20 protein-coding genes are annotated in these 24,663 nt (G+C 72.1%); 10 read left to right on the forward strand and 10 right to left on the reverse strand.

The genetic code is table 11. The features are described from left to right. Positions 1-2: 2 nt before the first annotated feature. The 3 genes from ACIO3R_RS25945 to ACIO3R_RS25955 form a co-directional block, all read right to left on the reverse strand. Positions 3-476: a succinate dehydrogenase hydrophobic membrane anchor subunit gene (locus tag ACIO3R_RS25945; RefSeq protein WP_363022232.1), complete on the reverse strand. Its 474-nt coding sequence runs from the start codon at positions 474-476 to the stop codon at positions 3-5. Positions 477-481: 5 nt separating this feature from the next. After that, a complete protein-coding gene (gene sdhC, locus ACIO3R_RS25950; RefSeq protein ID WP_073732547.1) occupies positions 482-862 on the reverse strand; it encodes a succinate dehydrogenase, cytochrome b556 subunit in 381 nt (126 codons plus the stop codon). A 267-nt stretch (positions 863-1,129) separates the two neighbouring features. Beyond that, complete coding sequence (locus ACIO3R_RS25955) at positions 1,130-1,639, reverse strand: 2-oxo-4-hydroxy-4-carboxy-5-ureidoimidazoline decarboxylase (RefSeq protein WP_385034651.1); 510 nt, start codon at positions 1,637-1,639, stop codon at positions 1,130-1,132. Positions 1,640-1,965: 326 nt separating this feature from the next. On the opposite strand from ACIO3R_RS25955, the gene ACIO3R_RS25960 reads away from it, so the two are divergent. From ACIO3R_RS25960 to ACIO3R_RS25970, 3 genes are all read left to right on the forward strand, one after another. Beyond that, entirely contained in the window at positions 1,966-3,573 is a 1,608-nt protein-coding gene (locus ACIO3R_RS25960; protein WP_402109072.1) for a glycoside hydrolase family 20 protein, read from the forward strand. Between the two features lie 166 nt (positions 3,574-3,739). Then, positions 3,740-4,540, forward strand: a complete 801-nt coding sequence (locus ACIO3R_RS25965; RefSeq protein WP_402109074.1) for a DUF4328 domain-containing protein — start codon at positions 3,740-3,742, stop codon at positions 4,538-4,540. A gap of 133 nt (positions 4,541-4,673) precedes the next feature. Then, the gene (locus tag ACIO3R_RS25970) at positions 4,674-5,243 is read left to right on the forward strand and encodes a hypothetical protein (protein ID WP_402109077.1); all 570 of its coding nucleotides are present in this window, start codon (positions 4,674-4,676) and stop codon (positions 5,241-5,243) included. 67 nt (positions 5,244-5,310) lie between these two features. Here the strand turns inward: ACIO3R_RS25970 and ACIO3R_RS25975 are convergent, their stop codons facing one another. The 3 genes from ACIO3R_RS25975 to ACIO3R_RS25985 form a co-directional block, all read right to left on the reverse strand. Continuing rightward, positions 5,311-5,832 (reverse strand): hypothetical protein, encoded by a 522-nt coding sequence (locus tag ACIO3R_RS25975; RefSeq protein WP_402109079.1) that lies wholly within the window; start codon positions 5,830-5,832, stop codon positions 5,311-5,313. 217 nt (positions 5,833-6,049) lie between these two features. Further along, positions 6,050-7,342 carry a hypothetical protein gene (locus tag ACIO3R_RS25980; RefSeq protein WP_402109081.1) on the reverse strand — a complete coding sequence of 431 codons (1,293 nt, stop codon included), beginning with the start codon at positions 7,340-7,342 and terminating at the stop codon, positions 6,050-6,052. 165 nt (positions 7,343-7,507) lie between these two features. After that, positions 7,508-9,232, reverse strand: a complete 1,725-nt coding sequence (locus tag ACIO3R_RS25985) for a nickel/cobalt transporter (protein WP_402109083.1) — start codon at positions 9,230-9,232, stop codon at positions 7,508-7,510. A gap of 390 nt (positions 9,233-9,622) precedes the next feature. On the opposite strand from ACIO3R_RS25985, the gene ACIO3R_RS25990 reads away from it, so the two are divergent. The 3 genes from ACIO3R_RS25990 (at position 9,623) to ACIO3R_RS26000 (ending at position 13,447) form a co-directional block, all read left to right on the forward strand. Then, positions 9,623-11,287, forward strand: a complete 1,665-nt coding sequence (locus tag ACIO3R_RS25990) for a DUF4331 domain-containing protein (RefSeq protein ID WP_402109085.1) — start codon at positions 9,623-9,625, stop codon at positions 11,285-11,287. Beyond that, complete coding sequence (locus ACIO3R_RS25995) at positions 11,284-11,982, forward strand: class F sortase (protein WP_402109088.1); 699 nt, start codon at positions 11,284-11,286, stop codon at positions 11,980-11,982. Before ACIO3R_RS25990 ends, ACIO3R_RS25995 begins: the two co-directional genes overlap by 4 nt. Positions 11,983-12,106: 124 nt before the next feature. Then, positions 12,107-13,447: a tetratricopeptide repeat protein gene (locus tag ACIO3R_RS26000; RefSeq protein ID WP_402109091.1), complete on the forward strand. Its 1,341-nt coding sequence runs from the start codon at positions 12,107-12,109 to the stop codon at positions 13,445-13,447. A gap of 475 nt (positions 13,448-13,922) precedes the next feature. Here ACIO3R_RS26000 and ACIO3R_RS26005 read toward each other — a convergent pair whose 3' ends face one another. Together ACIO3R_RS26005 and ACIO3R_RS26010 are read right to left on the reverse strand one after the other, a co-directional pair. Further along, positions 13,923-16,283, reverse strand: a complete 2,361-nt coding sequence (locus ACIO3R_RS26005; RefSeq protein WP_402109094.1) for a glycoside hydrolase family 65 protein — start codon at positions 16,281-16,283, stop codon at positions 13,923-13,925. Beyond that, positions 16,280-17,020 carry a beta-phosphoglucomutase family hydrolase gene (locus ACIO3R_RS26010; protein ID WP_402109095.1) on the reverse strand — a complete coding sequence of 247 codons (741 nt, stop codon included), beginning with the start codon at positions 17,018-17,020 and terminating at the stop codon, positions 16,280-16,282. Before ACIO3R_RS26010 ends, ACIO3R_RS26005 begins: the two co-directional genes overlap by 4 nt. Before the next feature lie 503 nt (positions 17,021-17,523). Between ACIO3R_RS26010 and ACIO3R_RS26015 the strand changes: the two genes are divergently transcribed. Together ACIO3R_RS26015 and ACIO3R_RS26020 are read left to right on the forward strand one after the other, a co-directional pair. Beyond that, on the forward strand, positions 17,524-18,342 hold the full coding sequence (locus ACIO3R_RS26015; RefSeq protein ID WP_402109283.1) for an RNA polymerase sigma factor: 819 nt from the start codon (positions 17,524-17,526) through the stop codon (positions 18,340-18,342). Continuing rightward, positions 18,342-19,562, forward strand: a complete 1,221-nt coding sequence (locus ACIO3R_RS26020) for a hypothetical protein (RefSeq protein ID WP_402109097.1) — start codon at positions 18,342-18,344, stop codon at positions 19,560-19,562. The genes ACIO3R_RS26015 and ACIO3R_RS26020 overlap by 1 nt, the downstream gene beginning before the upstream one ends. Positions 19,563-19,754: 192 nt before the next feature. On the opposite strand, the gene ACIO3R_RS26025 is transcribed toward ACIO3R_RS26020, so the two are convergent. Beyond that, positions 19,755-20,669, reverse strand: a complete 915-nt coding sequence (locus tag ACIO3R_RS26025) for a L,D-transpeptidase family protein (protein ID WP_402109099.1) — start codon at positions 20,667-20,669, stop codon at positions 19,755-19,757. Positions 20,670-20,813: 144 nt separating this feature from the next. On the opposite strand from ACIO3R_RS26025, the gene ACIO3R_RS26030 reads away from it, so the two are divergent. Beyond that, a complete protein-coding gene (locus tag ACIO3R_RS26030) occupies positions 20,814-22,394 on the forward strand; it encodes a methylmalonyl-CoA mutase (RefSeq protein WP_402109102.1) in 1,581 nt (526 codons plus the stop codon). Positions 22,395-22,445: 51 nt separating this feature from the next. Beyond that, entirely contained in the window at positions 22,446-23,114 is a 669-nt protein-coding gene (gene leuE / locus ACIO3R_RS26035) for a leucine efflux protein LeuE (protein ID WP_385035959.1), read from the forward strand. A 95-nt stretch (positions 23,115-23,209) separates the two neighbouring features. Here leuE and ACIO3R_RS26040 read toward each other — a convergent pair whose 3' ends face one another. Next, the gene (locus ACIO3R_RS26040) at positions 23,210-24,646 is read right to left on the reverse strand and encodes an FAD-dependent monooxygenase (RefSeq protein WP_402109105.1); all 1,437 of its coding nucleotides are present in this window, start codon (positions 24,644-24,646) and stop codon (positions 23,210-23,212) included. Positions 24,647-24,663: the final 17 nt, after the last annotated feature.

Here is a 24,663-nt window from a genome sequence, read left to right on the forward strand (position 1 = left end):
GCCTAGCGGATGTTCGGGTCGAAGGTGAAGATCACCAGCGTGCCCAGCAGGACGGTGAACACCGTGGCGGTGTACAGCAGCATCTTCAGCCAGAAGCGGGTGTTGTCCCGTTCGGCGTAGTCGTTGATGACCGTACGGAGACCGTTGGCGCCGTGCAGCATGGCGAGCCACAGCATCGCCAGGTCCCACATCTGCCAGAACGGTGAGGCCCAGCGGCCGGCCACGAAGGCGAAGCCGACCTTGGACACGCCGCCGTCCAGCACCAGCTGGATCAGCAGGTGGCCGATGACCAGGACGACCAGCACGACGCCCGACAGGCGCATGAAGAGCCAGGCGTACATCTCGAAGTTGGTGCGCGAACCCTTGGGGGTCTTGCCGGTCCGCGTACGCGGGGGCTCGATCACGGGGGCCGGATTGTCGGCGTCGTACAGGCTGACGCCTTCGACTGCGCCGATCGCGGAAGTCTCGGTGGACATGGGCCTCAGCTCCCGAAGATGGAACGGACGGCGTGGCCGAGGACGGGGTACAGGGCCCCGACCATGAGCACGATCCAGATGCCCAGCACGGTCCAGAGCATCTGCTTCTGGAGACGCGGGCCCTTGGCCCAGAAGTCCACAGCGATGATGCGGAGACCGTTCAGCGCGTGAAAGAGAATCGCGGCCACGAGGCCGTATTCGAGGAGCGCGACAGGCCATGTCTTGTACGTGGCCACGACTTCGTCGTAGGCCTCGGGGGAGACACGGACGAGAGCGGTGTCCAGGACGTGTACGAACAGGAAGAAGAAAATGAGGACACCGGTGACTCGATGAGCCACCCAGGACCACATGCCTTCCCGGCCGCGGTACAGCGTTCCAGCCGGCACGGAAGAACCCTCCGGGAGCGGGGATTGGGGTCGGCCGGCTTGACTGTCGGTCTGACCCGGCCAGGTACGGTCCACCGGCCCCGGCCATCGTAGCGACGGTTTGTCGGTTCGTTCGCGCCGGGGCCTCTGGTGTGATCAAAGTGGCAATCAATCAGGCACGGACGGACTAGGGCCGGTATCGGGCTGTCCCGCGGCGTCACGGGGCTGGGCACGCACGCTCGCGGCGTTGCCGGAGGGCCGGGGCCCTCCCGACCCGGCGGTAACCCGTTACTGACTCGAGACCAGCCCGGTGATGCGGCCCCGGGCGAGTCGCCGCATCTCGTCGGCCGTCACCACCCGCTCCTGGTCGGGGTCGTGGCCCAGCCTGGCCCGGATGCCGGCCAGCACCTCGTCGGGGTGCTCGGCGGGCCGGACACCGTCGAGGCAGATGACGAAGACATGCCCGAACTTCGACTCGTACGCGGCATGCGCGGCGGCCAGCGCGAGGTGCGCGGAGGGAGCCGCGTCGGGCGGCAGCACCGGGGAGACCTCGGCGGCGAGCGCCTCCGCGCGGTCGGTGAGGGAGAGGTCGTAGCCCGCCTCGTCGGCGGCGGCGAGCAGCGCGTCCAGATCCGGGTAGGGGCGGTGGGCGGTCAGCCGCTGGGCCCAGCGGTGGCTGCCGAAGCAGTCCAGCAACGCGGCCTCGACGTCGGCGGCGGCCGCGGTGTTGAGACGGTGCAGGCCGAAGCCGTGCGGACCGGTCCGGTCGGGTACGGTTCCGCAGTTCTGCAAAGGCACGGCGGTCTGCCGGACGGACCGGTGCGGTTGCTCGGGGAGGCCGGCGTGGGACTCGCTGGACCTGGACAGCGTTGGCTCCTCGAATCAGCGGCATCTGTGAACCTGGAGTGGGGGGAAACCGGAGAGACCAGGTGGATGCAGAGTGAAGGGAGAGACGAATGTGCCTCAAAGCTAGCGAGGCCGGGCAACGGCCGTCCGACGGATGCGCGAATTTCACCCGGACGGGAGAGTTTCGGGATGACTGACGGACGAAATTGCGAGGAGAATGCCCGGCTATCTCCTTGCTTCTGCTCTCTTTCCCGCTGAAAACCGGAGGTTTCTGACCGATGTCGCTCTCACGCGGCGCCCTCGCGGCCGGAGCGGCCGTCACCGCGGCTGCCGCGGTGACGCTCACCGTCGTCCTGTGGCCCGACAGCTCCGACTCCGCACGCCGGTCCGGGGCCCAGACCTCGCCCGGTGCCTCGTCCGCCGCCCCCACACCGTCCCCGACCAGGAGCTACCCGCTCTCGACGACGCCCCGCACCATCCCCGCCGTACGCGAACACACCGCCGCCCACGGCCCCGGCTGGCGGCCGGGCAAGGACAGCGCGGTGGTGATCGCCGAGGGCAGCGAGGGACTCGCCGACGAGGGGCGGCTGCTCGCGGGCGAGCTGAAGATCGGCTACCGGGGTGAGGTGCCCGCCCGCGCCGGCGACGTCGAGCTGGCCCTGACCCCGACGGCCAGGGGCGGGCCCGAGTCGTACACCCTCAAGGCCCGCGACGGCCGCGTCACGATCAGCGGACCCGGCGAGGCGGGAGTCTTCTACGGGACCCGCACCCTCAAGCAGTCGGTACGGGTCGACGGCGTCATGCCCGAGGGCGAGGTGCGCGACCGCCCCGACCGCCCGCAGCGCGGGTTCAACCTCGACATCGCGCGCAAGTTCTACAGCGTCGCCTGGATCGAGGACCGGCTGCGCGACATGGCCGACCTCAAGCTCAACCAGTTCGGCCTGCACTTCTCCGACGACCAGGCCTTCCGCATCCAGTCCGACACCCACCCCGAGGTGGTGTCGCCCGAGCACCTGACCAAGGCGCAGGTGCGGCGGATCATCGCCCTGGCCGACCGGCTGCACATCCAGATCGTGCCGGAGATCGACTCCCCGGGCCACCTCGGCGCGGTCCTGCGCGCCCACACCGACCTCCAGCTGCGCAATGTGTCGGGCGTGGCCTCGGCCGGATCGATCGACATCTCCAAGCCCGGCTCGGCGAAACTCATCGACGAACTCCTCGGCGAGTTCACGGAGCTCTTCCCCGGCACGTACTGGCAACTGGGCGCCGACGAGTACCTCGCGCTGATGGCCCGGGACCCCGCCGCCTCCTATCCCCAGCTCCAGCGCGCCGCCGTACAGAAGTACGGGCCGCAGGCCGGGATCGGCGACCTCGCCACCGGCTGGCTCAACGACCGCGTGGCGGTGGTCCGCCCGCACGGCAAACAGCCCAAGGCGTGGAACGACGGCCTCTTCCGCGACGGCATCGTCAAGGCGGACAAGGACATCCAGGTCGAGTACTGGACGGGCAAGGAGTACGGGGCCCGGCAGCCGGAGGAGTACCTGAACGAGGGCCGCAAGCTGATGAACCTCAACGACGAGTTCCTCTACTACGTGCTCGGCCAGCCCAACGACTTCGTCTACCCCACCGGCAAGCGCATCTACGAGCAGTGGACCCCTCTCGTCCTGCGCGGCGCCACCCCCGTACCGGCGCGCTACTCCGACCAGATCCTCGGCGGCCGGTTCGCCGTCTGGGGCGACCTGCCGCAGGCCCAGACCACGGCGCAGGTGGCGCAGGGCATCCGGATGCCGCTGCGGGCGACGTCCCAGAAGCTGTGGGACCCGGGGAAGCCGAAGCTGAGCTGGGACGGTTTCCGGAAGCTGGCGGGAGAGATCGACAAGGGCTGAGCACCGCACGGCGGCCCGCACCCGGGGGAGCCCCGGAAATCGCTGTGGACAGGGCGGTGACCTGGGGCTATGTTCCGGATGCCGCGCGCCCCTGGGGAGGAGCGCGCGGCTTTCTCTCATCCGCGCCCGGAATGACTTCGCGCCCATAACCCTGGGGGGTTCCTTCATGCTGTGCTCCATCTGCCGTACGAGACCACCGGTCACCGCCGACGGACGCTGCGCGCTCTGCGCGCAGTCGGCCGGACCGGCCGGGGCCCCGGCACCGCATGCCCCGGCCTTCACCGCTCCGCAGCAGTGGCTGCGTTCGCCCGACACGCTCGCGAAGACCGTCGTCGTCCTGCTGGCGGTCGTCGCCGTGGCGGACCTGCTGGCGGTGGCCGCGGACCTCAACATCCGAAGCCTGTTCGACGGCGTTCCCGACAAGGGCTTCGTGGCGGTCGAGGAGGCGGAGGCCGACCGCGCCGACATGTTCTACGCGGGCGCCGGCGTCCTCCAGATCCTCACGACCGTCGCCACGGCCGTCGCGTTCCTCATGTGGTTCTGGCGGGTCCGGGCGAACGCCGAGATCTTCGACGCGAGCGTCCAGCCGATGCGGCCCGGCTGGACCATCGGTGGCTGGTTCGTGCCGGTCGCCGGACTGTGGCTGCCCCGCCGGATCGCGGGCGGCATCTGGGCCGCGAGTGGCGGGACCAACGCCGACGGCACCTGGCGCGACGTCTCCCGGACCCCGATGAACCTGTGGTGGGGCGCCTGGCTGCTCTCGCTGCTGGTCGGCCGGTACGCCTCCGGCAAGTACGACCGGGCCGAGTCGGCGCAGGAGATCGCGAGCGCCGCCTCGCAGATGGTGGTGGCCGACCTGCTCGATGTCGTGGCCGCGGTCTTCGCGGTCCTGTTCGTGCGCAAGCTGACCCGGATGCAGGGCGAGCGGGCCGCCCTCGGCCCGTACCCGCTCGGCGCCCGGCCTTAGGGCCCGTCGACAGCAAGCGGTTTCGGCCGCACGCAGTGACGATTTTCGGCCATTCGGCGCTGAACGCGGTAACAGGAAGCGCTGCGTCCCCATGCGCCCTGGCATGGGGAGGGGGGGCCGACGGGAGAAGCCGATGAGCCTGCTGGAACTGATCGCCGCCGCTGACGAGCGGGGACTGACCGCGAGCGGGGCCGCTTGCCTCGACCGCTGCCTGCCGCAGCCCGCCGAGGGGGACGGCCCCGATCCGCTGCGCCCGCTCTGGGCCGGCTGCGCGGACGGGTCGGCCTGGCCGGACCGCCTCGCCGAGGCACGCGCGGCGCTGGACGCCCTGCCCGGCGAGGAGCCGGCCGTCCAGCGAATCCGGAAGCTGCTCGGCGAGGCACCCGCGGACCGGGCGGGCGCGGAACTGCGCGACTGGGCCGACGCCTGCTCACGGCTCGCCCTGGAGGTCCACCTCGGGCACGACGCCGAACGCGCCGACCGGGTGGACCTGGTCGAGCGCTGCCGGGCGGGCGACCCGCGGGAGGCGGGACCGCTGCTCGCCGGGGAGACCGCGCGCCAGATCCGCATCCTGGAGATGCTGGCCGAGATCGTGGACGAGGCCCCCACCGGAGCCGGGCTGCGCCAGGTGATGGACGTGTCGACCGAGGGCCGGCGCGTGCTGCGCGCGGCGGTCTCGCGACGCGCACGCGTCCGGGGCTGAGGGGCCTTCCGCCCCGGGGGCGGCGGCCCCGGCTTCCCGCGTTCGCCGCACCGGGCGCTGACGGGCCTCAGGCCTCGCGGGCGCTCGACGCGAGGACAACCTCCTGGAACTGGCCTGCGGGGAGCGGCGGGAGGGCGCTGAGCGCCTGCTGGGTGTGGGGTCGATCCGCGAGGTACGCGGTGATGGTGGGGTCGGTGCGTCCGAGAAACGCGAGGTGCCTGACCGCGTGGGCCGCCACGTGCTCCAGTGCGAGGGCGGCAGGCGCGGGGTGGGCGGGCCGGGCGCCGTGGGCGATGCCGTGCGGATCCGCCAGCGGGTGTGCCGGCTGTGCCGGATCGGGGTCGGGGTGGACGAGGTAGGTCAGAACGATGTGGCCGTCCTCGGTGGCGCGCCAGCTGGTCGAGTGCACGAGGTGGCGATCGTCGTCATCCACGAGGCCCGCGAGGCGGCGGGCCGTGCGGTCGGGGTTCGTGTGCCGTTCGAGCGGTGTGGTCCGGCTGCGGTAGGCGAAGCCGTGGGCCGCGTCGTGCCGCAGGAGCAGCGCTTCGATCATGACGGGCGGAGGCGTGGCGTCCCGCGCGGGATCCACGCTGTCGCGTCCCGTCGTGGGGGGTGCGTCCTGCGCCCGCGACCGCGAGGGGCTGCCCGTTTCGCAGGGGCTGGAGGGGCGTGCCCCACGAGCGGTATGTGCGGCAGCACCCATATGGCGGCTCCAAGGTCGGCAGGGCGGGCTCTGGCCCGGATCTCGCCGACCCTATTGCGACTCGTTCGCACCTGCATGTCGAGGTCACGGTGTGTTCCCGCCGCTACGCCTGCGGCGGGACGGGGCCGTCGGGGCCGGCCGGCCGGGGCGCTTCGCCCGGGGTGAAGTGCCACCGGCTGCCGTCGGGGGTGTCGCTGATGTGGACGCGGGCCGCGGCGAGGGCGTCGCGCACGACGTCGGCGAGATCGTAGGCGCCCTGGGTGCGGAGCCGCCGGCGCAGTTCGAGCAGGGGGCCGGCGATGAGCCCGATGGTCAAGTCCGGTTCCCGCATGCCTTGCTGAGCGGGCCGGGTGAGCTGGCGGATCATGCCGCGCAGGACGGTACGGGCCCAGTCCGCGCCGAGATCCTCCTCGGTGTCCGTGGCCCATGCGGCGATCACCGTCTCCAGGGCGAGGACCGCGTCGACCATGGCTCCCGCGTCCTGCGCGGTGCGGGCGGCGTCGAAGCGCGCTTCCGCGGTGGTCACGGCTTCCTGGAGGGTGACCGGTTGACCGGTGGGACGCGCGGCCGCGCCGGGGCAGGCGGACGGCTGCCGGGGGGCGGGGGTCTCGCCCTCGTCCGTACCGGCCACGAGGGCGCGCAGCCGTTCCAGCGTCAGGGTGGTGCCCGAGGGGACGAGGGTGCTGACGCCGCGTCGGCGAATGGTCAGCACACCGCGCCCCCACACCCGCGCGACAGCGGCATCGAGGTCGATGACGAGTGCGGTGTGCTCGTCGATGCCCAGGACGGCGGCCGTGTCCGGCAACTGCCGTTCCATGGAGGCCAGGCGGGTTTCGCCGAGGTAGCAGAAGCGGGTGTCGTGCGTGCCGCCCTCCGCGTTGTCGTAGTGCGGAATCACCACGACCGGCAGGCCGAGGACACCGAGCAGATCCAGGCCCTCCAGCCAGACCGGGGCGTGGCCCGCCTTGTAGACCTCGTAGACGGGGAGCGCGGCGAACCCGACGGTGCACGCGGCCGCCGAGGCCATCACCGTCACCCCGTGGCCGCGGCGCACCCGGTCGGCCAGGACCTGCCCCAGTCCCTGTTCCCGCCACCGGCCCAGCGCGTAGGAGGGGCTGCCCGGACCGGAGAACACCCAGGCCGCCCTGCGGACCTGATCGCGTATGCCGTCGAGCGCGTCCTCCGAAACGGTCTCCGCGACGGCGTCGGACACGACCGCGGTGGCGAGACCGACGCTGCGCCGGAAGTAGTCCCTGGCACGTGAGGAGATGTCGTCACGGTTCACCTGGAACCCGTACGGCGTCTCCAGGATCGCCGCCCCCGGATCGGCACCCAGGTGCGCGACCAGTTCCCGGTGCAACGTGACCATGGTGGGGCTGGTCTCGCCCGAGCCCATCAACGCGAGAATTCCTTGATCAGCCCGCACCGCTCGCCTCCCCCTGGGGCGCCCGGCCGCAGAGTCCCGGCGCCTGCAGATCCGAACGGCCACGCAGCAGCCGTATCCGTACCCTGCGGGCACCGGGCTCATACCGGCATGCCCACATGGCTACATGGCCACCGGTCAAAGGGCGAGGGGCAGGCTGCGTGCCACCAGGCTGATTCCGACGACGAGGACGAGTGCCGCGGTCAGGACGGCGGTGCAGGGGGCGATCCTGCGGATGAGTGCGAACGCCGGTCGTGCGGTGAGGGATTCGGCGCGGTTGCCGAGCTTGACGAGGAGGACCCCGACGGCGGTGAGGGTGGCGGCCATGCCGATGCCGTAGGCGAGGACGAGTGCCGCGCCGAAGGCGGTGCGGCCCAGCGCGATGGCGCCGAGGAGCACGACGAGTGCGGAGGGGCTGGGCACCAGGCCTCCGGCGACGCCAAGGCCGATGAGGCCGCGGGTGGTGAACGGCTGTGTGCCGTCGTCGGCCGGTGCGTGTGCGTGCGTGTGTGCGTGCGTGTGGTGCCCGAACAGGCCGTGGCCGTGGGGCTTTTCGTGGTCGTGGTCGTGGTCGTGTTCGTGTTTGTCGTCGTGCTCATGGGGGTGCTCGTACGGCGGGTGCGCGTGGTTCGCGTGGTCGTGGGTGTGGGGCGACTCGGTGGTCGTGGAGGCGTGGCCATGGCCGTGGGTGCCCGCGCCGGTCAGTGCCAGTGGGGACACCTCGGCCGGGTGTGCGGCGCCGGCGCCTGCCTTGCGGCGGATGCGGCGGGTGCGGCGGACGGCGTCGGTGAGGAGCGTGGCGCCGACCAGAGCGACGAGTGCGCCGCTGATGACTCCGAGCCAGTTCAGGACCGTGTCGCCGGCCAGGGAAGAGAAGGTGGTGAGACAGAGGCCGATGACGATGACGCCCGCGGTGTGGGTGACGGTCACGGTCGCTCCGACGGTGACCGCGTCCCGTACGCTGCCGCGGCGGCCCGCGAGGTAGGCCGCCATCACCGTCTTGCCGTGGCCGGGCAGCAGCGCGTGACCCGCGCCCAGGACGAGGGAGAGCAGTACGGCCAGCAGGCCGATCGGGAGGGTGAGGTCGCGGGCCCCGGCCATCGACGTGAGGTGCTGCGACAGTGCTTCGACGCGGCCGGTGAGACCGTCGCCGAGTCCCGCCTCCGGAGTGCTGCCGGGCGGGGCGCCCGCCGTCCGGCCGCCCTGGAGCGCGGTGAACCGCGCCGTGGTGTCTCCACGCGGCGTGGAGAGGAGGTCGCGCGGGTAGCTGCGGAGCTCATGGGTGGGCGAGGTCTGCGGCACGGTGGAGTCCTGGAGCCGGGTTCCGATTCCGGTCGCGGTGATCTCGTGCCAGCCGACCCGCTTCCGGTCCGCGCCCGTGTCGACCCGCAGCGTCACCGGCCCCGCTGTCAGGTCCAGCGGTGACCGCAGTCTGCACTCCAGCCGGCCGGTGCGCAGACCGCCCTGGCCGGGCTGGAGGCGGAACGTCGCCGACCGGGTCGTCCAGACCAGGCGCTCCGGGGCGGTGACGGCGAGCCTCGCGGAGGTCGCGGCGCACTGTGTGCCGGCCCAGGCGCTGAGCTCACCGCTGCTCGCCCGGCCGTCGCCGTCCGTGTCGATCGCCGGGGTGGCCTGAAGCGTGGGGATCTCGGCGGTGTCGGTGACCGTCAGCACGTCGACGCGGTCGGGGCGGAGGGCGAAACCGGCGTACTCGTTGATCGAGAAGTTGCCGAGGGGATGCGCCTCGGCCGCGGGCACGGCCATGGCGAACAGCCACGCCACGGCGGCGGCCACCAGAGCCGCCCGCCGTGCGAGGGCACGGCGAGCCGTCACCGCAAGGCCGCTTCCGAGCAGGGAGTTCATCCGTTTCGCCTCCGGCGAGGGGACGCAGGGGGACGCCGGGGCGGTCGGCGCGGCCTGCGTGCTGATGGGTGACCGCCTGACGGGCGGGACCACAGTGGTACCCGTTCGTCCTCCGTGACCGACTGCCCCGGCCCGCCCGTCACTCACGCGGCTCAGCGAGCCCCTCCGGGCCGACGCGTGGGGGCCCTCGTTCGGCTCCGCCGTCGCGCGGAGGCACGTCACCCATGGTGCCCTTTACATAGCTCTTCGTCACACCGTGTGACGCTTGCCGCGTGGGTCTCACCTCCGGGCTGGGCCCGGCGTACTCCCAGGTGGCACTTCGAGCGCAGCTCCCAGCCGCCTCCCTTCACGTTCCGGAAGGCCGCGGCTCTCACCGGAAACGGATGGCCCATGCAGTTCTGCCGCCCCTCACGATCGAAACGCCCGGCTCGCAGCCTCGAACGAGCGCTCGCCGCCTCGGGGACCCTCGCCCTGGTCAGCGCCATGGCGCTCACCGGCCTGGCGCCCGGCATCAGCTCCGCCTCCAGCCACCGCGAGGCGCCCCTGACATCGGGGGACCCGAAGGCCGACAACACCGACGTCTACGCCTTCACCAGCCCCGACAAGCCGGACACGGTCACGCTGGTGGCCAACTGGATCCCCTTCCAGGAACCCAACGGCGGCCCGAACTTCTACCCGTTCGCCAACGACGCCCGCTACAACATCAAGATCGACGGGAACGGCGACGGCAAGCCCGACACCACGTACACCTGGAAGTTCACCGATCACATCCGGGACGACGCCAACCAGTTCCTCTACAACACCGGTGTCGTGAAGACCCTGGACGACTCGACGCTCAACTTCCGGCAGACGTACACCCTGACGGCGACCGACGCGCACGGAAACACCAAGACGCTGCTCAAGGACGCCCCGGCGGCGCCGTCGAACGTGGGCAGGGCCTCGATGCCCGACTACGCCTCGCTCCGGAAGCAGGCCGTCCTCGACGTGCCGGGCGGAGGCCAGACGTTCGCGGGGCAGGCGTCCGACCCGTTCTTCCTGGACCTGCGGATCTTCGACCTCCTCTACGGGGGCAACCTGAAGGAGACCGGGCACAACACGCTCGCCGGCTACAACGTCAACACCATCGCCCTCCAGGTGCCCAAGAAGGATCTGGCACTGAAGGGCGACGCCAAGCGCAACCCGGTCATCGGCATCTGGTCCACCACCGACCGCAAGGGCGCGACGGTCGCCGGTGCCGGCGGCAAGGGCGGGGAGTCGTCGTCCTCGGCCGGGGACGCCAAGGGCACCGCATCCGACAAGGGCAGCGAGTCCGAGTGGCGCCAGGTCTCACGCCTCGGTAACCCGCTGGTCAACGAGGTGGTCGTCCCGCTGAAGTACAAGGACGCCTTCAACGCGCTGAGTCCGGACATGGACCACACCGTCACGCCGGTCGTGGACAAGGTCAAGGACCCGATCGTGCCCAAGCTGATCCAGAGCATCTACGGGATTCCGGCCCCGGCCACGCCGCGCAACGACCTGGTCGAGATCTTCCTCACCGGCGTCTGCAAGGCGTGCGGACCGATCAAGGCGGACCTGAACTCCCAGCTGCTGAACGCGGACGTCGACAAGGCCGCGTTCGTCCCGGCCGAGGAGCTGCGGCTGAACATGTCCGTGCCGGTCACGGCCGAGCCCAACCGCCTCGGTGTCCTCGCCCAGGACCTGGGCGGCTTCCCCAACGGCCGTCGACTGAACGACGATGTCGTCGACATCGAGCTCCAGGCACTCGAAGGCGCCGCACAGACCGGCAAGATCGTGACCGGCCTCGCAGCGGGCGACGCGGTCGACACCCCCTACCGCCGGCCGGGCGCCTCGTTCCCCTACGTCGCGCTGCCCAACACCGCGGCGGTCAACCAGGCCGACTCGCTGCACCCCGGCGGCGGCGTCGGGGCGGGCCTCGGCGGCACCGCATTCGGCGACGGATTCCCCGTCGTGGCCGTCACCGCGGTCGGCGGCGGAGCTCTCCTCGCCTGTGCGGGAGCGCTGGCCCTGCGCCGGCGGCGCGCCAACCAGGCATGACCGGCCCCGCCACCACAGGTCGCCCGCCCTCTGCACCCGAGGGCGGGCGACCGCGGCGCGACCGGAGGCAGCCCCCGAAGCGCCGCCGCCTGATCATCGCGACGGCGGCCGTCGTCGGGGGGATAGCGCTCGGCGGCGCCGGAACGTGGGCGCTCCTCGCACCGACGACCGCCGGTATCAGGGACGTCGACATAGGCGTCGTCCCTGTCCAGCAGGGCGGGGACGACACCGCCGCAGAGACCTCACCGGCGGCGCCGCCGCCCCAGCGCATACGCATAGCCACGATCGGACTGGACAAGGCCCTCACCGGCCTCCGCGTCCAGCAGGACGGCACGCTCGCGGCGCCCGGGAATCCCGCGGACGTCGGATGGTGGAGCGACGGGCCGCGGCCCGGCGACCCGGGTGCGGCGGTCTTCGTCGGACACGTCGATTCCGCCACCGGTCCGGCGGCCTTCTACGGGCTGTCCTCCCTCCGGCCGGGCGACCGGATAACCGTCCGCCGCGACGACCACACGGATCTCGCCTTCACGGTCCGGGCGTTGCGGAGTTACGAGAAGGACGCCTTCCCCGACAGTCAGGTCTACACGACCACCGGACCACCGGCACTGAGGCTCATCACCTGCGGCGGGACCTACGACCGGACCCGGGGCGGGTACCTCGCCAACCTCGTCGTCTACGCCACCCTTGCCGGCTAGACCATGTCCGCCAGGGCCCGTCCGGCGCCCGGCGTCCGGTGCCGCACTCCCTGATCCAGCCCGATCCGGCCGAAAGACCCAGCCGGCCACCGGGCTCGTCCACACTCCAGAGCGGGAACAGACCATGCAACTCCGCCGACTGCCCACGTACCGACGCATCCTGCTGTCCGCCGCCGTGGCCACCGTCCTCGCCACGGCGCTCTTCCTCGCCGGCGGACTGGGGCTGACCCCGTGGCCCGCATCGCACAGCACTGCCGGCGCCCCCGAAGCCAACGCCGGACGCGGCCCCGCGACCGGCGCCGACCCGCTGGCTGTCGACATCACCACGCTCCAGGACCGCGCACGACGCAACCCGCGTGACCCGGTCGCACTCGGCACGCTCGGCCTGAACTACGTCCAGCAGGCGAAGATCACCGCCGACCCGACGTACTACCCGAAGGCCGAAGCGGTCCTCAAGCGCTCACTGGCTCTCGACAGCACGGACAACTTCGCCGCGATGGGCGGCATGGCCGCACTCGAAGCGGCCCGGCACAACTTCGCCCAGGGACTGGACTGGGCCGAGCGCGCCATCGCCGTCAACCCGTACAACGCCACCCTCTACGGGACGCTCGCCGACGCCTGCACCCAGCTGGGCCGCTACTCCGAGGCCGCCGACGCCGTGCAGAAGATGGTCGACCTGAAACCCGGCACCCCGTCACTGGCCCGCGCCTCCTACGCCGCGGAACTGCGGGGCGACCTCACCACCGCGCGCACCGACATGCGACGAGCCCTGGAGACCGCGGGCAGCCCCGCGGATCAGGCGTTCGCCCGCTACTACCTCAGCGAAATGGCGTTCAACAACGGCGACGCGCACCAGGCACTCACCGACGCCGAAGAGGGCCTGCGCACCGTCCCCGACGACGCCGCCCTGCTCCAGATCAGAGCCAGGGCCGAGGCCGCGCTCGGGAAGAACACCGCAGCCGTCACCGACCTCACCCGCGCCGGCCAACGCCTGCCACTTCCCGAATACGTGCTCCAGCTCGGCGAGCTCTACCAGTCGCTCGGCCGTACGAAGGAAGCAGACCAGCAGTACGGGATCTTCCGCGCCGAACAGAAACTCTTCGCGGCCAACGGCGTCACACTCGACTCCGACGCAGCCCTGTTCGAGGCCGACCACGGAGACCGCGGACAAGCCCTCGCCCTCGCACGCGAGAGCGTGAAGAGCCGGCCCTTCCTCGACTCCCAGGACGCCCTGGCCTGGGCCCTCCACGTCAACGGCCAGGACCGGGAAGCCCTGGCCGCCTCGGACCGGGCGCTCACGCTGGGCACCCGCAACGCGCTCTTCCACTACCACCGCGGGATGATCCAGCAGTCCCTCGGCAACACCGACGCAGCCCGCGACGAGCTCACCACAGCCCTCGCCGTCAACCCGCACTTCAGTCCGCTGCACGCGCCCGAGGCGAGCGCCGCTCTGAAAACGATGTGAACCGTCTCACCGCACCAGGCGGCAAAGGGCGGCCAGGGTTGCGACCGGCCGGTGCCAGGTGCGCCCGCGTCGCGGCCCTGCGGATCCGGCCCGCCGGAGGTGAGATCCGCAAGGCCACGGCCGGCGCCGAGCTTCCGACGCGCCGGCCGCTGGCCGAATGGCCCGCCGACCAGGACGAACCCGTGCAGTTCTGGCTCTTCAATCTGCCCGCAACCTTCTGCACCCTCCAGCGACTGAGCCGATCCCCACAAGAGACGGCGCCGGCCTGAGCCTCTACCGAGTCGTCCGCGAGCTGCAACTACTCCTCGCGACCTGGACCGGCGCCCGCCCCACCTGTCACCGCGACATTCCAGACCCCGCACCAACATGACCAAGCACTGCTGGGTACCGCGTCTGCGAGCCCACGCTCTTCGGTGCCGGGCAGGCGAACGCCTTCTGCTCGCCCGGTCACGCCGTCTCATCCCTGCTCCGGGCCTCACCGGTCGGCGGCTCCCGGACGGCGGTGCGGTGGCTGTTCGGGGGTGGGCCGCCGCTTCGGCGGGGAGATGGCGAGGGTGACGGGCCCCTCCCCGCTCACGTGTGTCTCCGCCCCGTGGTGGTGGATCGTCAGGGGGTCGCCGTACAGCAGCGAGTACGTCGCCCTGTCGGGCTCGATCTCCACCTGCAGGCACCGCCCGCGGAACTGGAGCCGGAAGGCGAGGCGGCTGAACTTCTCGGGCAGGCGGGGTGTGAAGCGCAGACGGTCGCCGTTCCGGCGGGTGCCGCCGAATCCGGCGACCAGTGCCGTCCACGTACCGGCCAGTGAGGCGATGTGCAGTCCGTCGCGGGTGTTGTGCTCCAAGTCGTCCAGGTCCATCAGGGCGGCCTCGGTGGCGTAGTCGTAGGCCAGCCGCAGATGTCCGGTCCAGGCGGCGACGACGGCCTGGCAGCACGCGGACAGGGAGGAGTCCCGTACGGTCAGGGGCTCGTAGTAGGCGAAGTTCGCGGCCATCTGGTCGTCGTCGCAGTGAGCGTCGAACCAGTTGCCGCAGGTGTACATGGCCAGCACGAGGTCAGACTGCTTGACCACCTGCTTGCGGTAGATGTCGAAGTAGGGGAAGTGCAGCATCAGCGGATACTGGTCGGCGCCCGTGCCCGCGAAATCCCAGCGCTGGTGGTGGGTGGAGCCGGCGTGCTGTTCGTGGACGCCGATCTCCTCGTTGTAGGGGATGTGCACGGCCTCGGCGGCGTCTCTCCAGGCGGCGCTCTCCTCCTCGTCCACGCCGAGCCGGGCCGCCTCCTCCGGGTGGCGTTCGCACACGTCGGCCGCGGCGAGGAGGTTGGAGCGGGCCATGAGGTTGGTGTACGTGTTGTCGTCGACGACGGCGCTGTACTCGTCCGGCCCCGTGATGCCGTCGATGTGGAACACGCCGTGGTTGTCGTGGTGGCCCAGTGAGCGCCACAGCCGGGCCGTCTCCACCAGGAGTTCCAGGGCGGTCTCGCGTTCGAAGTGGGTGTCGCCGGTCACCGCTGTGTAACGCACCGCGGCGTGAGCGATGTCGGCGGCCACGTGGAAGGCGGCGGTGCCGGCCGGCCAGTACGCGGAGCCCTCCGAGCCGTCGATGGTCCGCCACGGGAACGCGGCGCCGCGCAGCCCGAGCTGGGTGGCGCGGTCCCGGGCGGCGGGCAAAGTGGCCTGCCGCCAGCGCAGCGCCTCGGCGACTGCCTTGGGCGCGGTGTAGGTGAGGAGGGGCAGCACGAACATCTCGGTGTCCCAGAAGGCATGGCCGTCGTATCCGGAACCGGTCAGCCCCTTGGCTGGAATCGCGCGCTGTTCGGCGCGGGCGCCGGCCTGAAGCACATGGAACAGGGCGAAGCGGACGGCCTGCTGGATCTCCTCGTCGCCGTGCACCTCGACATCGGCGCGGGCCCAGAAGTCGTCCAGGTAAGCCCGTTGCTGGGCCATCAGTTCGTCCCAGCCGCCATGTGCGGCGGCGGCCAGCGCGGCCTCGACCTGGTCGCTCATCGCGGGCCGGGAGCGGGCGCCCGACCAGCCGTGGGCGACGGTCTTCTGCACCCGCAGCCGCTGTCCCGGGTCCAGGACGGAGGTGATGGTCAGGCGGGCGACGTCCGTGTTGCTCTCGCTGCTGGTGGTGATCTCCCCGGGCGCGTCCACGACGTGGTCGGCGGCCACGGCGACCCTGAGGCCGCTGCGCCGGGTGCGGTGGACCAGGCGCAGCCGCGATCCGATGGCCTGGTCCTCTTCCGGCTCCAGCGGGGACTGCAGCGCCTTGGCCGTCCGCGGGTCGCCGTCGGAGGAGGGCAGGCTCTCGTTGGTGACCAGCTCCGACTGGATGACCACCCTGGTCCGGCTGTCGACGGGCTCGACCTCGTACTCCACGGCGGCGATGGCGCGCTGGGTGAGGGAGACGAGGCGAGTGGAACGCACCCGGACGGTCGTACCGGCAGGGGAGGTCCACTCGCAGCTCCGCTCCAGCACGCCGCGCCTGAAGTCCAGGGTGCGTTCGTGCTTGCCGAGCCGCCCGTAGCGCAGGTCGAAGGGCTCGTCGTCGACCAGCAGCCGCAGCAGCTTGCCGTTGGTGACGTTGATGACGGTCTGGCCCGACTCGGGGTAGCCGTAGCCCGCTTCGGCGTAGGGCAGCGGGTGCAGTTCGTGTACGCCGTTGAGGTAGCTGCCGGGCAGGCCGTGCGGTTCGCCCTCGTCAAGGTTGCCGCGCCAGCCGACATGCCCGTTGGACAGGGCGAAGACGGACTCGCTCTGCGCCAGCAGGTCGAGGTCGAGCGCCGTCTCGCGCACGCGCCAGGGCTCCACGGTGTACGTCCGGTTGGTGATCATGCACGGCCTCCGAGCTCGGCGAGGTCCTTGACGACACGGTCGGCGCCGTGGGCGTAGAGGGCGTCGGTCTGCCCGACGCGGTCGACGCCGACGACGAAGCCGAAGTGCCCGGATCGGCCCGCGTCCATGCCGGACAGCGCGTCCTCGAAGACGGCGGCGCGGGACGGCTCGACGCCGAGGTCGCGGGCGGCGGCCAGGAAGGTGTCGGGGTGCGGTTTGCCCGGCAGTTTCCGTTCCCTGGCCACTACACCGTCGATCCGTACGTCGAACAGCCGCTCGGCGTCGATGGAGTGCAGTACGTCGCGGGTGTTGGCGCTGGAGGAGACGATCGCGGTGGCGAGTCCGGCGGCGCGGACCGCGTCGATGTAGCGCAGCGTGCCCTCGTACGGCTCCACGCCGTCGGTGCGGATCTTCTCCAGGAGGAGTTCGTTCTTGCGGTTGCCGACGCCGTTGACGCTCTGCGTGTCCGGCGGATCGCCGGGGGTGCCCTCGGGCAACTCGATGCCGCGCGAGGCGAGGAAGGAGCGTACGCCGTCGGCACGGGGTCGGCCGTCGACGTACTGATCGTAGTCGGAGTCGGTGAAGGGACGGAAGTCAGCTCCGTCCCGCTCGCGCAGGAAGGCGTCGAAGGTCGCCTTCCAGGCGGCGGCGTGCACCATCGCCGTCCTGGTGACCACCCCGTCGAGGTCGAAGAGGCAGGCCTGGATGTCGTCGGGGAGTCCGAGCTGTGTCGTCATACCCCCACATTTTCCTGCCGGGGCGGGGCTGATCGGACGACACGCTGTGGGGTGTGCCGGGCGGCCCGCATGGGCGAGGACGGCGAGGGCGTCCGTGTCGGCGCCAGGGGCGGGCTCGGTCGGGGACTGGGTGTCGAAGTGGCGGGGCGGTCCGTGAGCTCTACGAGGAGACGGGCCTCCAAGGAGGCACGAAGGTCTCCTTGAAAGGCTGGTGAGACCGGGTCAACGGGCACAAGCGGAGCGGGAAGGCCGGAACGACGACCGGGGCCGCCACCCCCCACAGGAGAGGCCCCGGTCGTCTTCCGCGGGGCCGCAGGACGACCCCGTACTCATCTCAGCGTCGTGACCGCGTTTTCTGTCACACCGCGGCCCGGCCGCGGAATGTTGCGGGTTGTACAAGTCATGGACGTGATGCCCGCGAAGGACGTAGCGTGCTGAGTCGCGCAGGGTGGCGCGGCAGTGGTGACCAGCTGCGATTCAGGACAGCAGGGCGGGTTGAGGGAGTGCTGGGGGACGACGCGGGGCTTACTGCCGCGGTGCTCGCGGCGCAGGACGGGGACGAGGACGCCTTCCGTACTGTGTACCGCGCTGTGCAGCCGCGGTTGCTGGGCTACATAAGGACGCTGGTGGGGGAGCCGGACGCCGAGGACGTGGCGTCCGAGTCCTGGCTCCAGATAGCGCGCGACCTGGACCGGTTCAGCGGTGACGCGGACCGGTTCCGGGGGTGGGCGGCGCGGATAGCGCGCAACCGTGCCCTGGATCATCTGCGGATGCGCGGCAGAAGGCCCTCGGCCGGCGGCGACGAGACGGAACTGTCCGAGAAGCCCGCCGAGTCCGACACGGCCGCAGAGGCGATCGAAGCCCTGGCCACCGGCCGCACCATGTCGCTCATAGCCCAGCTGCCGCAGGACCAGGCCGAGGCCGTGGTGCTGCGCGTGGTGGTCGGTCTCGACGCGAAGAGCGCGGCGCTGACGCTGGGCAAGCGCCCCGGCGCGGTACGCACCGCCGCCCACCGCGGGCTCAAGCGGCTCGCCGAACTGCTGCGGGCGGACAGCGCGGAGAGCGCGGAGAGCCCGGACAGCGCGGGCAGCCCCGATGGCACCGGCAGTCACGGTGGCACCAGCAGCCCCGACGGCACCGGCGGTCCCGGCGGCACCGGGCGTCCGGTCGACGCCTCGTCCCCCGCGCAGTCCCCGCACGGCAGCGCGGCGGGCCGGACGGCGGAACTCGGTGCCGTACCCGCGCAGCGCCCCTCCCACACCGGCCTGGTGGCGCCCGCCGGTGTGACGCATTCGCGTCCGTGGACGCAGAAGGACATGTGATGGCCGACGAGCACTACGAATGGCTTGACAAGGAAGCGGCGGAGAGACTGCTCCGCGGCGAACCGGTCGATCCTGCCGACGGCCAGCCAGAACAGGACGCCCGGAGGCTCGCGGCCGCTCTGGACGCCGCGGCCCGGTCCGCCCGCCCGGCCACCGGTGAACTTCCGGGCGAGGCAGCCGCGTTGGCCGCCTTCCGTGCTGCCCCCCGCGCCGCGTCCGGTACCCGTTCCGCGTCCGCGCGTACCGGTGGGGTGCCCGCCGCCGGGCTGGACGGGACGGGCGAGACCGGCATGCTCGCGCCCGTACACATAGGCAGGGCCACCTCCGGCCACGGGTCCGGGTCCAGGTCCAGGTCCGGGGCCGGGTCCGCTGGTTTCCGTGGTGGCCGCCCCTCGCGCTGGAGCCGGCCCCTCCGCTTCGGTCTGGTCGCCTCCCTCGCGTGCTGTGCGATCGGCGGGGTGGCGGTGGCCGCCGGGACCGGGGTGCTGCCCGGACCCTTCGGCCGGCACGCGCCCTCGCCGGCGACCTCGGTGTCGGCTGCCGCGTCGCCCGAGGAGCTCGGCTCCGGCCTCACCGCCGACGACGGGACGCCCGAGCCGCCGTCCGGCTCGGCGAGCGCGGAGAGCGTGCCGCCGAAGACCCCGGACCCGGCCCGCTCCGGCGGGAAGCGCACCGCCGGCCCCGGCAGCAGCGGCCCCACCGCCCCCGCGGCCGGTGGCGGGACCGGCACCGGGAAGCACGAGGACCCGGCCGGCGGTTCCTCGGACGCCGCCGAGGGCAAGGACGGTGACGGTGCGGGGAAGCCCGGCACCTCCCCGCCCGACACCTCGGGCGCCTGGTACGCCAAGACCCTGAAGGCCTGCCGCGACTACCGCGACGGCAAGCTCGACGACGACCGCAGACGCCGCCTCGAAGCGCTGGCCAAGGGCGCCACCAACCTGGACCGGTTCTGCGACCGGATGCTCGACCAGGCCGACGGCCAGGGCAACAGCCAGAACGGTGGCGGCGATTCGGACGGCGACGGCGGCGGCGACTCGCCGTCCGGCGGTTCCGGTTCCCTCCCGTCGATCGGGTTCACCCCGGTCTCCCCGCAGCCGTCGACCGCCTTCGCCGGAACCGACCCCGCGACGGACCCGGGAACGGGCCCAGGGACCGAGCCCGCGTCGGACGTCAGTGCCTCGCAGCCGGCGGCGCCGGGCACCCCCGTCGCGGCCCGCTGACCCCGCCCGCCACCGGGTGTGACGTTTTTCGGGGCACAGACGCAGTACTGAGTGAGCCGACTGGTCATCGGCCGCGTCCTGAGCCGGGGTTCCCCCCGTACCTTCGGCTCGGCGCATCGGCGCGGGCGGGACACGTTCCCCCGGTCCCGCCCGCGCCCCTCATCTCCTCCGTACTCCGGACCCGCCCGGCGCTCAGCCGTAGACGACGACCTTGTCGCCCTTGCGGACCTGGGCGAACAGCGAGGCGATCTTCCCCTCGTCCCGGACGTTGACGCAGCCGTGCGAGGCGCCGTTGTAGCCGCGGGCCGCGAAGTCCGACGAGTAGTGCACCGCCTGGCCGCCGCTGAAGAACATCGCGTACGGCATGGGGGAGTCGTAGAGCGTCGACACGTGGTGCCGCGACTTCCAGTAGACGGAGAAGGTGCCTTCGCGGGTCGGCGTGTACTGCGAGCCGAACCGCACGTCCATCGACGAGAGGACCGTGCCGTCGATCATCCAGGACAGCGACCGGCTGTTCTTGCTGATGCAGATCACCCGGCCCGTCATGCAGCGCTTGTCCGGTTTCGCGACCGGACGCGTGGTCGGCGGGTTCAGCTCCGCCGCCGTCGGCTCGTGCGTCATGCCGAGCAGCTTCTGCCAGGTGAGCGTGTCCGCCTTCCCCGTACGGGACAGTCCGCGCTTGCCCTGGAACGACTGCACGGAGGCGACCGTGACGGTGCCGTAGTAGCCCGTGGGGCTGCGGTCGAAGTGGCCGATCTGGCGCAGCCGGGCCTGGAGCTCGCGCACCTGCTTGCCCTGTGCGCCGCTCGCCATCAGCACCTTGCCCTGCGGGTCGGGCGGGGGTGCGGACGTCGACGGCGCGCTCGGCTCCGCGCTCGCGGAGGGGGGCGTCGTCGTCGGCTCGCCCGTGCCGGGCTCGGCGTCGTCGGTGGGCGTACCGCTCACCGGTACGGGCGTCGGGGCGGACGGGGTGCTGCCCGCGGCCTGCGGCTCGCACCCGGCGGTCACCGCGGTCAGCGCGAGTACGGCGACGGCCGCGACCGTCGCCGCGGCTCCCCTGCCGCCCCTGGGCGCGTGGCCGCGTCCGGTCCTTCTGGTGCGTATCATCTCGGCCCCCTCGGGTCTCCGGTATCCCATGGGACGGATTCCCGCTCCGCCCGGTTGCCGAATCCCGCGGATGATGGGGAAATCGTTAACGGGCACCCGAGGGCCCCAGGTTCCGCATCGGTGACCCGGCGGGAGGCGGAGCGGATGACGCGCGAGTCGGAGTCGGGACTGCCCGTCGAGCCGGTCTACGGGCCGGACGCGCTCGACGGCTGGGACCCCGCGCAGAAGCTGGGAGAGCCGGGCGGCTACCCGTTCACCCGCGGCGTGTACCCGTCGATGTACACCGGCCGCCCGTGGACGATGCGCCAGTACGCGGGCTTCGGCACGGCCGCCGAGTCCAACGCCCGGTACAAGCAGCTCATCGCCCACGGCACCACCGGCCTGTCCGTCGCCTTCGACCTGCCCACCCAGATGGGCCACGACTCCGACGCGGCCCTCGCGTCCGGCGAGGTCGGCAAGGTCGGTGTGGCGGTCGACTCGGTCGACGACATGCGGGAGCTGTTCGACGGGATCCCGCTGGACCGGGTCTCGACCTCCATGACGATCAACTCACCGGCCGCGCTGCTCCTGCTCATGTACCAGCTGGTGGCCGAGGAGCAGGGGGTGCCCGCGCGGCAGCTGACCGGCACCGTGCAGAACGACGTGCTCAAGGAGTACATCGCCCGCGGCACGTACATCTTTCCGCCGGGGCCCTCGCTGCGGCTGACCGCCGACATCTTCAGGTACTGCCGGGCCGAGATCCCGAAGTGGAACACCATCTCGATCTCCGGCTACCACATGGCGGAGGCGGGGGCCTCGCCCGTGCAGGAGATCGCCTTCACGCTCGCGGACGGCGTCGAGTACGTCCGTACCGCCGTCGCGGCCGGCATGGACGTCGACGACTTCGCCCCGCGGCTCTCCTTCTTCTTCGTCGCCCGTACGACGCTGCTGGAGGAGGTCGCCAAGTTCCGCGCCGCCCGGCGGATCTGGGCGAGGGTGATGAAGGAGGAGTTCGGTGCCGCGAACCCCAAGTCGCTGATGCTGCGCTTCCACACCCAGACCGCGGGCGTCCAGCTCACCGCCCAGCAGCCCGAGGTCAACCTGGTGCGCGTCGCGGTGCAGGGCCTCGCCGCCGTCCTGGGCGGCACCCAGTCCCTCCACACCAACTCCTTCGACGAGGCACTCGCGCTCCCGACCGACAAGTCCGCCCGGCTCGCGCTGCGCACCCAGCAGGTCCTGGCGTACGAGACGGACGTGACGGCCACCGTCGACCCGTTCGCCGGCAGTTACGCCGTCGAGCGGATGACGGACGACATCGAGGCCGCGGCCCTGGAGCTGATGCTCAGGGTCGAGGACATGGGCGGCGCCGTCAGCGCGATCGAGCGCGGCTTCCAGAAGAACGAGATCGAGCGCAGTGCCTACCGCGTCGCCCTGGAGACGGACAGCGCCGAGCGGGTCGTCGTCGGTGTCAACCGCTTCCGGCTCGACGCGGAGGAGCCGTACGAGCCGCTGCGCGTCGACCCGGAGATCGAGGCCCGGCAGGCGGCCCGGCTGGCGCGGCTCCGCGCCGAGCGCGACGGGGGCGCGGTGGACACCGCGCTGGCCGCCCTGCGGAGCGCGGCCGGGGGCACGGACAACGTGCTGTACCCGATGAAGGACGCGCTCAGGGCCCGCGCCACGGTGGGCGAGGTGTGCGACGCGCTCCGGGAGGTGTGGGGGGCGTACGTGCCGGCGGACACGTTCTGATCCCGCCACCCCGGGGCCGGACTGTCGTACTCGCGTGCGACACTCCGTTTCATGCTGGGTGTCACTGACCTTCCGACCTATCTCGCCGGCCTGGTGCTCATCGTTCTGCTGCCGGGCCCGAATTCGCTGTACGTGCTGTCCGTCGCCGCCCGGCGCGGGGTGCGGACCGGCTATGTGGCCGCGGCCGGGGTGTGGACCGGGGACACCGTGCTGATGACGCTGTCCGCGCTGGGGGCCTCCTCGCTGCTGCAGACGACGCCCGTGCTCTTCGCCGTGGTGAAGTTCGCGGGGGCGGGGTATCTGACCTGGCTGGCCTTCGGGATGCTGCGGGCCGCGGTGTCCATGTGGCGCGAGCGGCACCGGCGGGTGGCCGAGCTGACGGGCGAGCCGGCGGACGGGGACGGGGCCGTGGGCACGATGGAGCGGCCGTACCGCCGGGCGCTGGTGGTCAGCCTGTTCAACCCGAAGGCGATCCTGTTCCTGATCTCGTTCTTCGTGCAGTTCGTCGATCCCGGGTACGCCTACCCGGCGCTCTCGTTCCTGCTGCTGGGCACCCTGCTCCAGGCCGCGAGCTTCCTGTACCTGACGATGCTGATATTCGGCGGCACCCGGCTGTCCGCCGCGTTCCGCCGCCGCAAGCGGCTCTCGGCGGGAGCCACCTCGGCGGCGGGTGTGCTGTTCCTCGGCTTCGCCGCGAAGCTCTCGCTCAGCAGCGTCTGACCGAGGATCTGCCGCGACGCTCTGGTTCGGCAGCGTCTGACCGAGGATCTGCCGCGAAGCTCTCGTTCGGCAGCGTCTGACCGCCCGGCCGGAGGTCACCCGGCAGCCCCTCGGCCGAGTCGCGGTCCGAGGCCCAGCGGTGCCAGGTACGCGGCGAGCCCGGTCGTGTCCTCGCCCGCCCAGCCGATGTAGCCGTCCGGCCGGACCAGGAACAGCCCCGTGCCGTACGCCTCGTACGCGTCCGTGCGGTGCACCAGGACCGCCGGCCCCGCGGACTGCGGCAGTTCCGCGTCGGTGCCGACCGCCAGCAGCGTGAAGTGCGGGCCCCGGAAGACGTCGAACAGCCGCCGGTCGCCGGTGGGCCCGTCAGGGGCGCGGTCGCCGGCCTCCAGGACGCCCGCCCGGCCCGACGAGAGCGGGCCGCCTCGGTAGCCGATGCCCAGCTGCTGGGTGGCCGCGCCGCGCTCCTGCTCGCCGCGGTGGATACGGGTGGACAGGCCGAGCATCTCGGCGGCGACCGGGCGGCGCTCCTCCTCGTAGCTGTCGAGCAGGGCCGGGGCCGCGCCGTGGTTCAGCACCTGGCCGAGCTTCCAGCCGAGGTTGTACGCGTCCTGGACGCTGGTGTTGAGGCCCTGCCCGCCGGCGGGGGAGTGGACGTGGGCGGCGTCCCCGGCCAGGAAGACCCGCCCCTCGCGGAACCGGTCGGCCAGCGCGGCGCGCGGCCGGAAGTCGGAGGCCCAGCGGAGCTCGGTGATGTCCTCGGCGTCCAGGTGGGTGCGTTCCGCGACGACCGCGCGCACCCCCGCCAGGGAGAGGTCCGGCTCGCCCCGCTTGAACTGGGCGACCAGCTGGAAGTCCGCCGTGCCGGGCAGCGGGCACAGGGTGACGAACCCGGAGTCGGTGTTCAGCATGTGCCAGTTGAGCCGGTCCAGCGCCTCCTTCGCGACCCGTACGTCGGCCACCAGCATCGGTGCCGGGTCCACCGTCTCCCCGGTCATCGCGATGCCCAGGGCCCGCCGCACCGTGGAGCGCCCGCCGTCCGCCGCGACCAGGTAGGAGGCGCGGACCGGGCCGGTGGACAGCTGGGCGGTGACCCCGTCGGCGTCCTGGCCGAGGCCGGTCAGCGCGGTCGAGAAGGCGACGTCGCCGCCCAGTTCGCGCAGCCGGGCCAGCAGGATCTCCTGGGTCCGCCACTGCGGCATCATCCACGGCTCCCCGTACGGCTCGGCGTCCGTCGGGGCCGCCACCCGGAACATGCGGTGCTCGCCCGCCCGCTCGCCGTTCTGCCAGACCATCCCGACCGGCGCGGGGCCGCCGTGCTCGCGGACCGCGGCACCGACCCCGAGGTCGTCCAGGACCTCCCGGGTGCGGGGCTGGATGCCCTTGCCCCGGGAGCCGGGGAAGAGCGCGGGCGCCTGCTCCACGAGGAGGGCGGGCACGCCCCGGCGGGCCAGGTCGCAGGCGAGGGCGAGACCGGAGGGGCCGGCGCCGACGATGAGGACGCCGGTTTCCTTAACGTTGTTAAGTTCCATGGTTCGGAGTCTGTGCT

It is taken from the genome of Streptomyces sp. NPDC087428 (assembly GCF_044744085.1).
Lineage (GTDB): Bacteria > Actinomycetota > Actinomycetes > Streptomycetales > Streptomycetaceae > Streptomyces.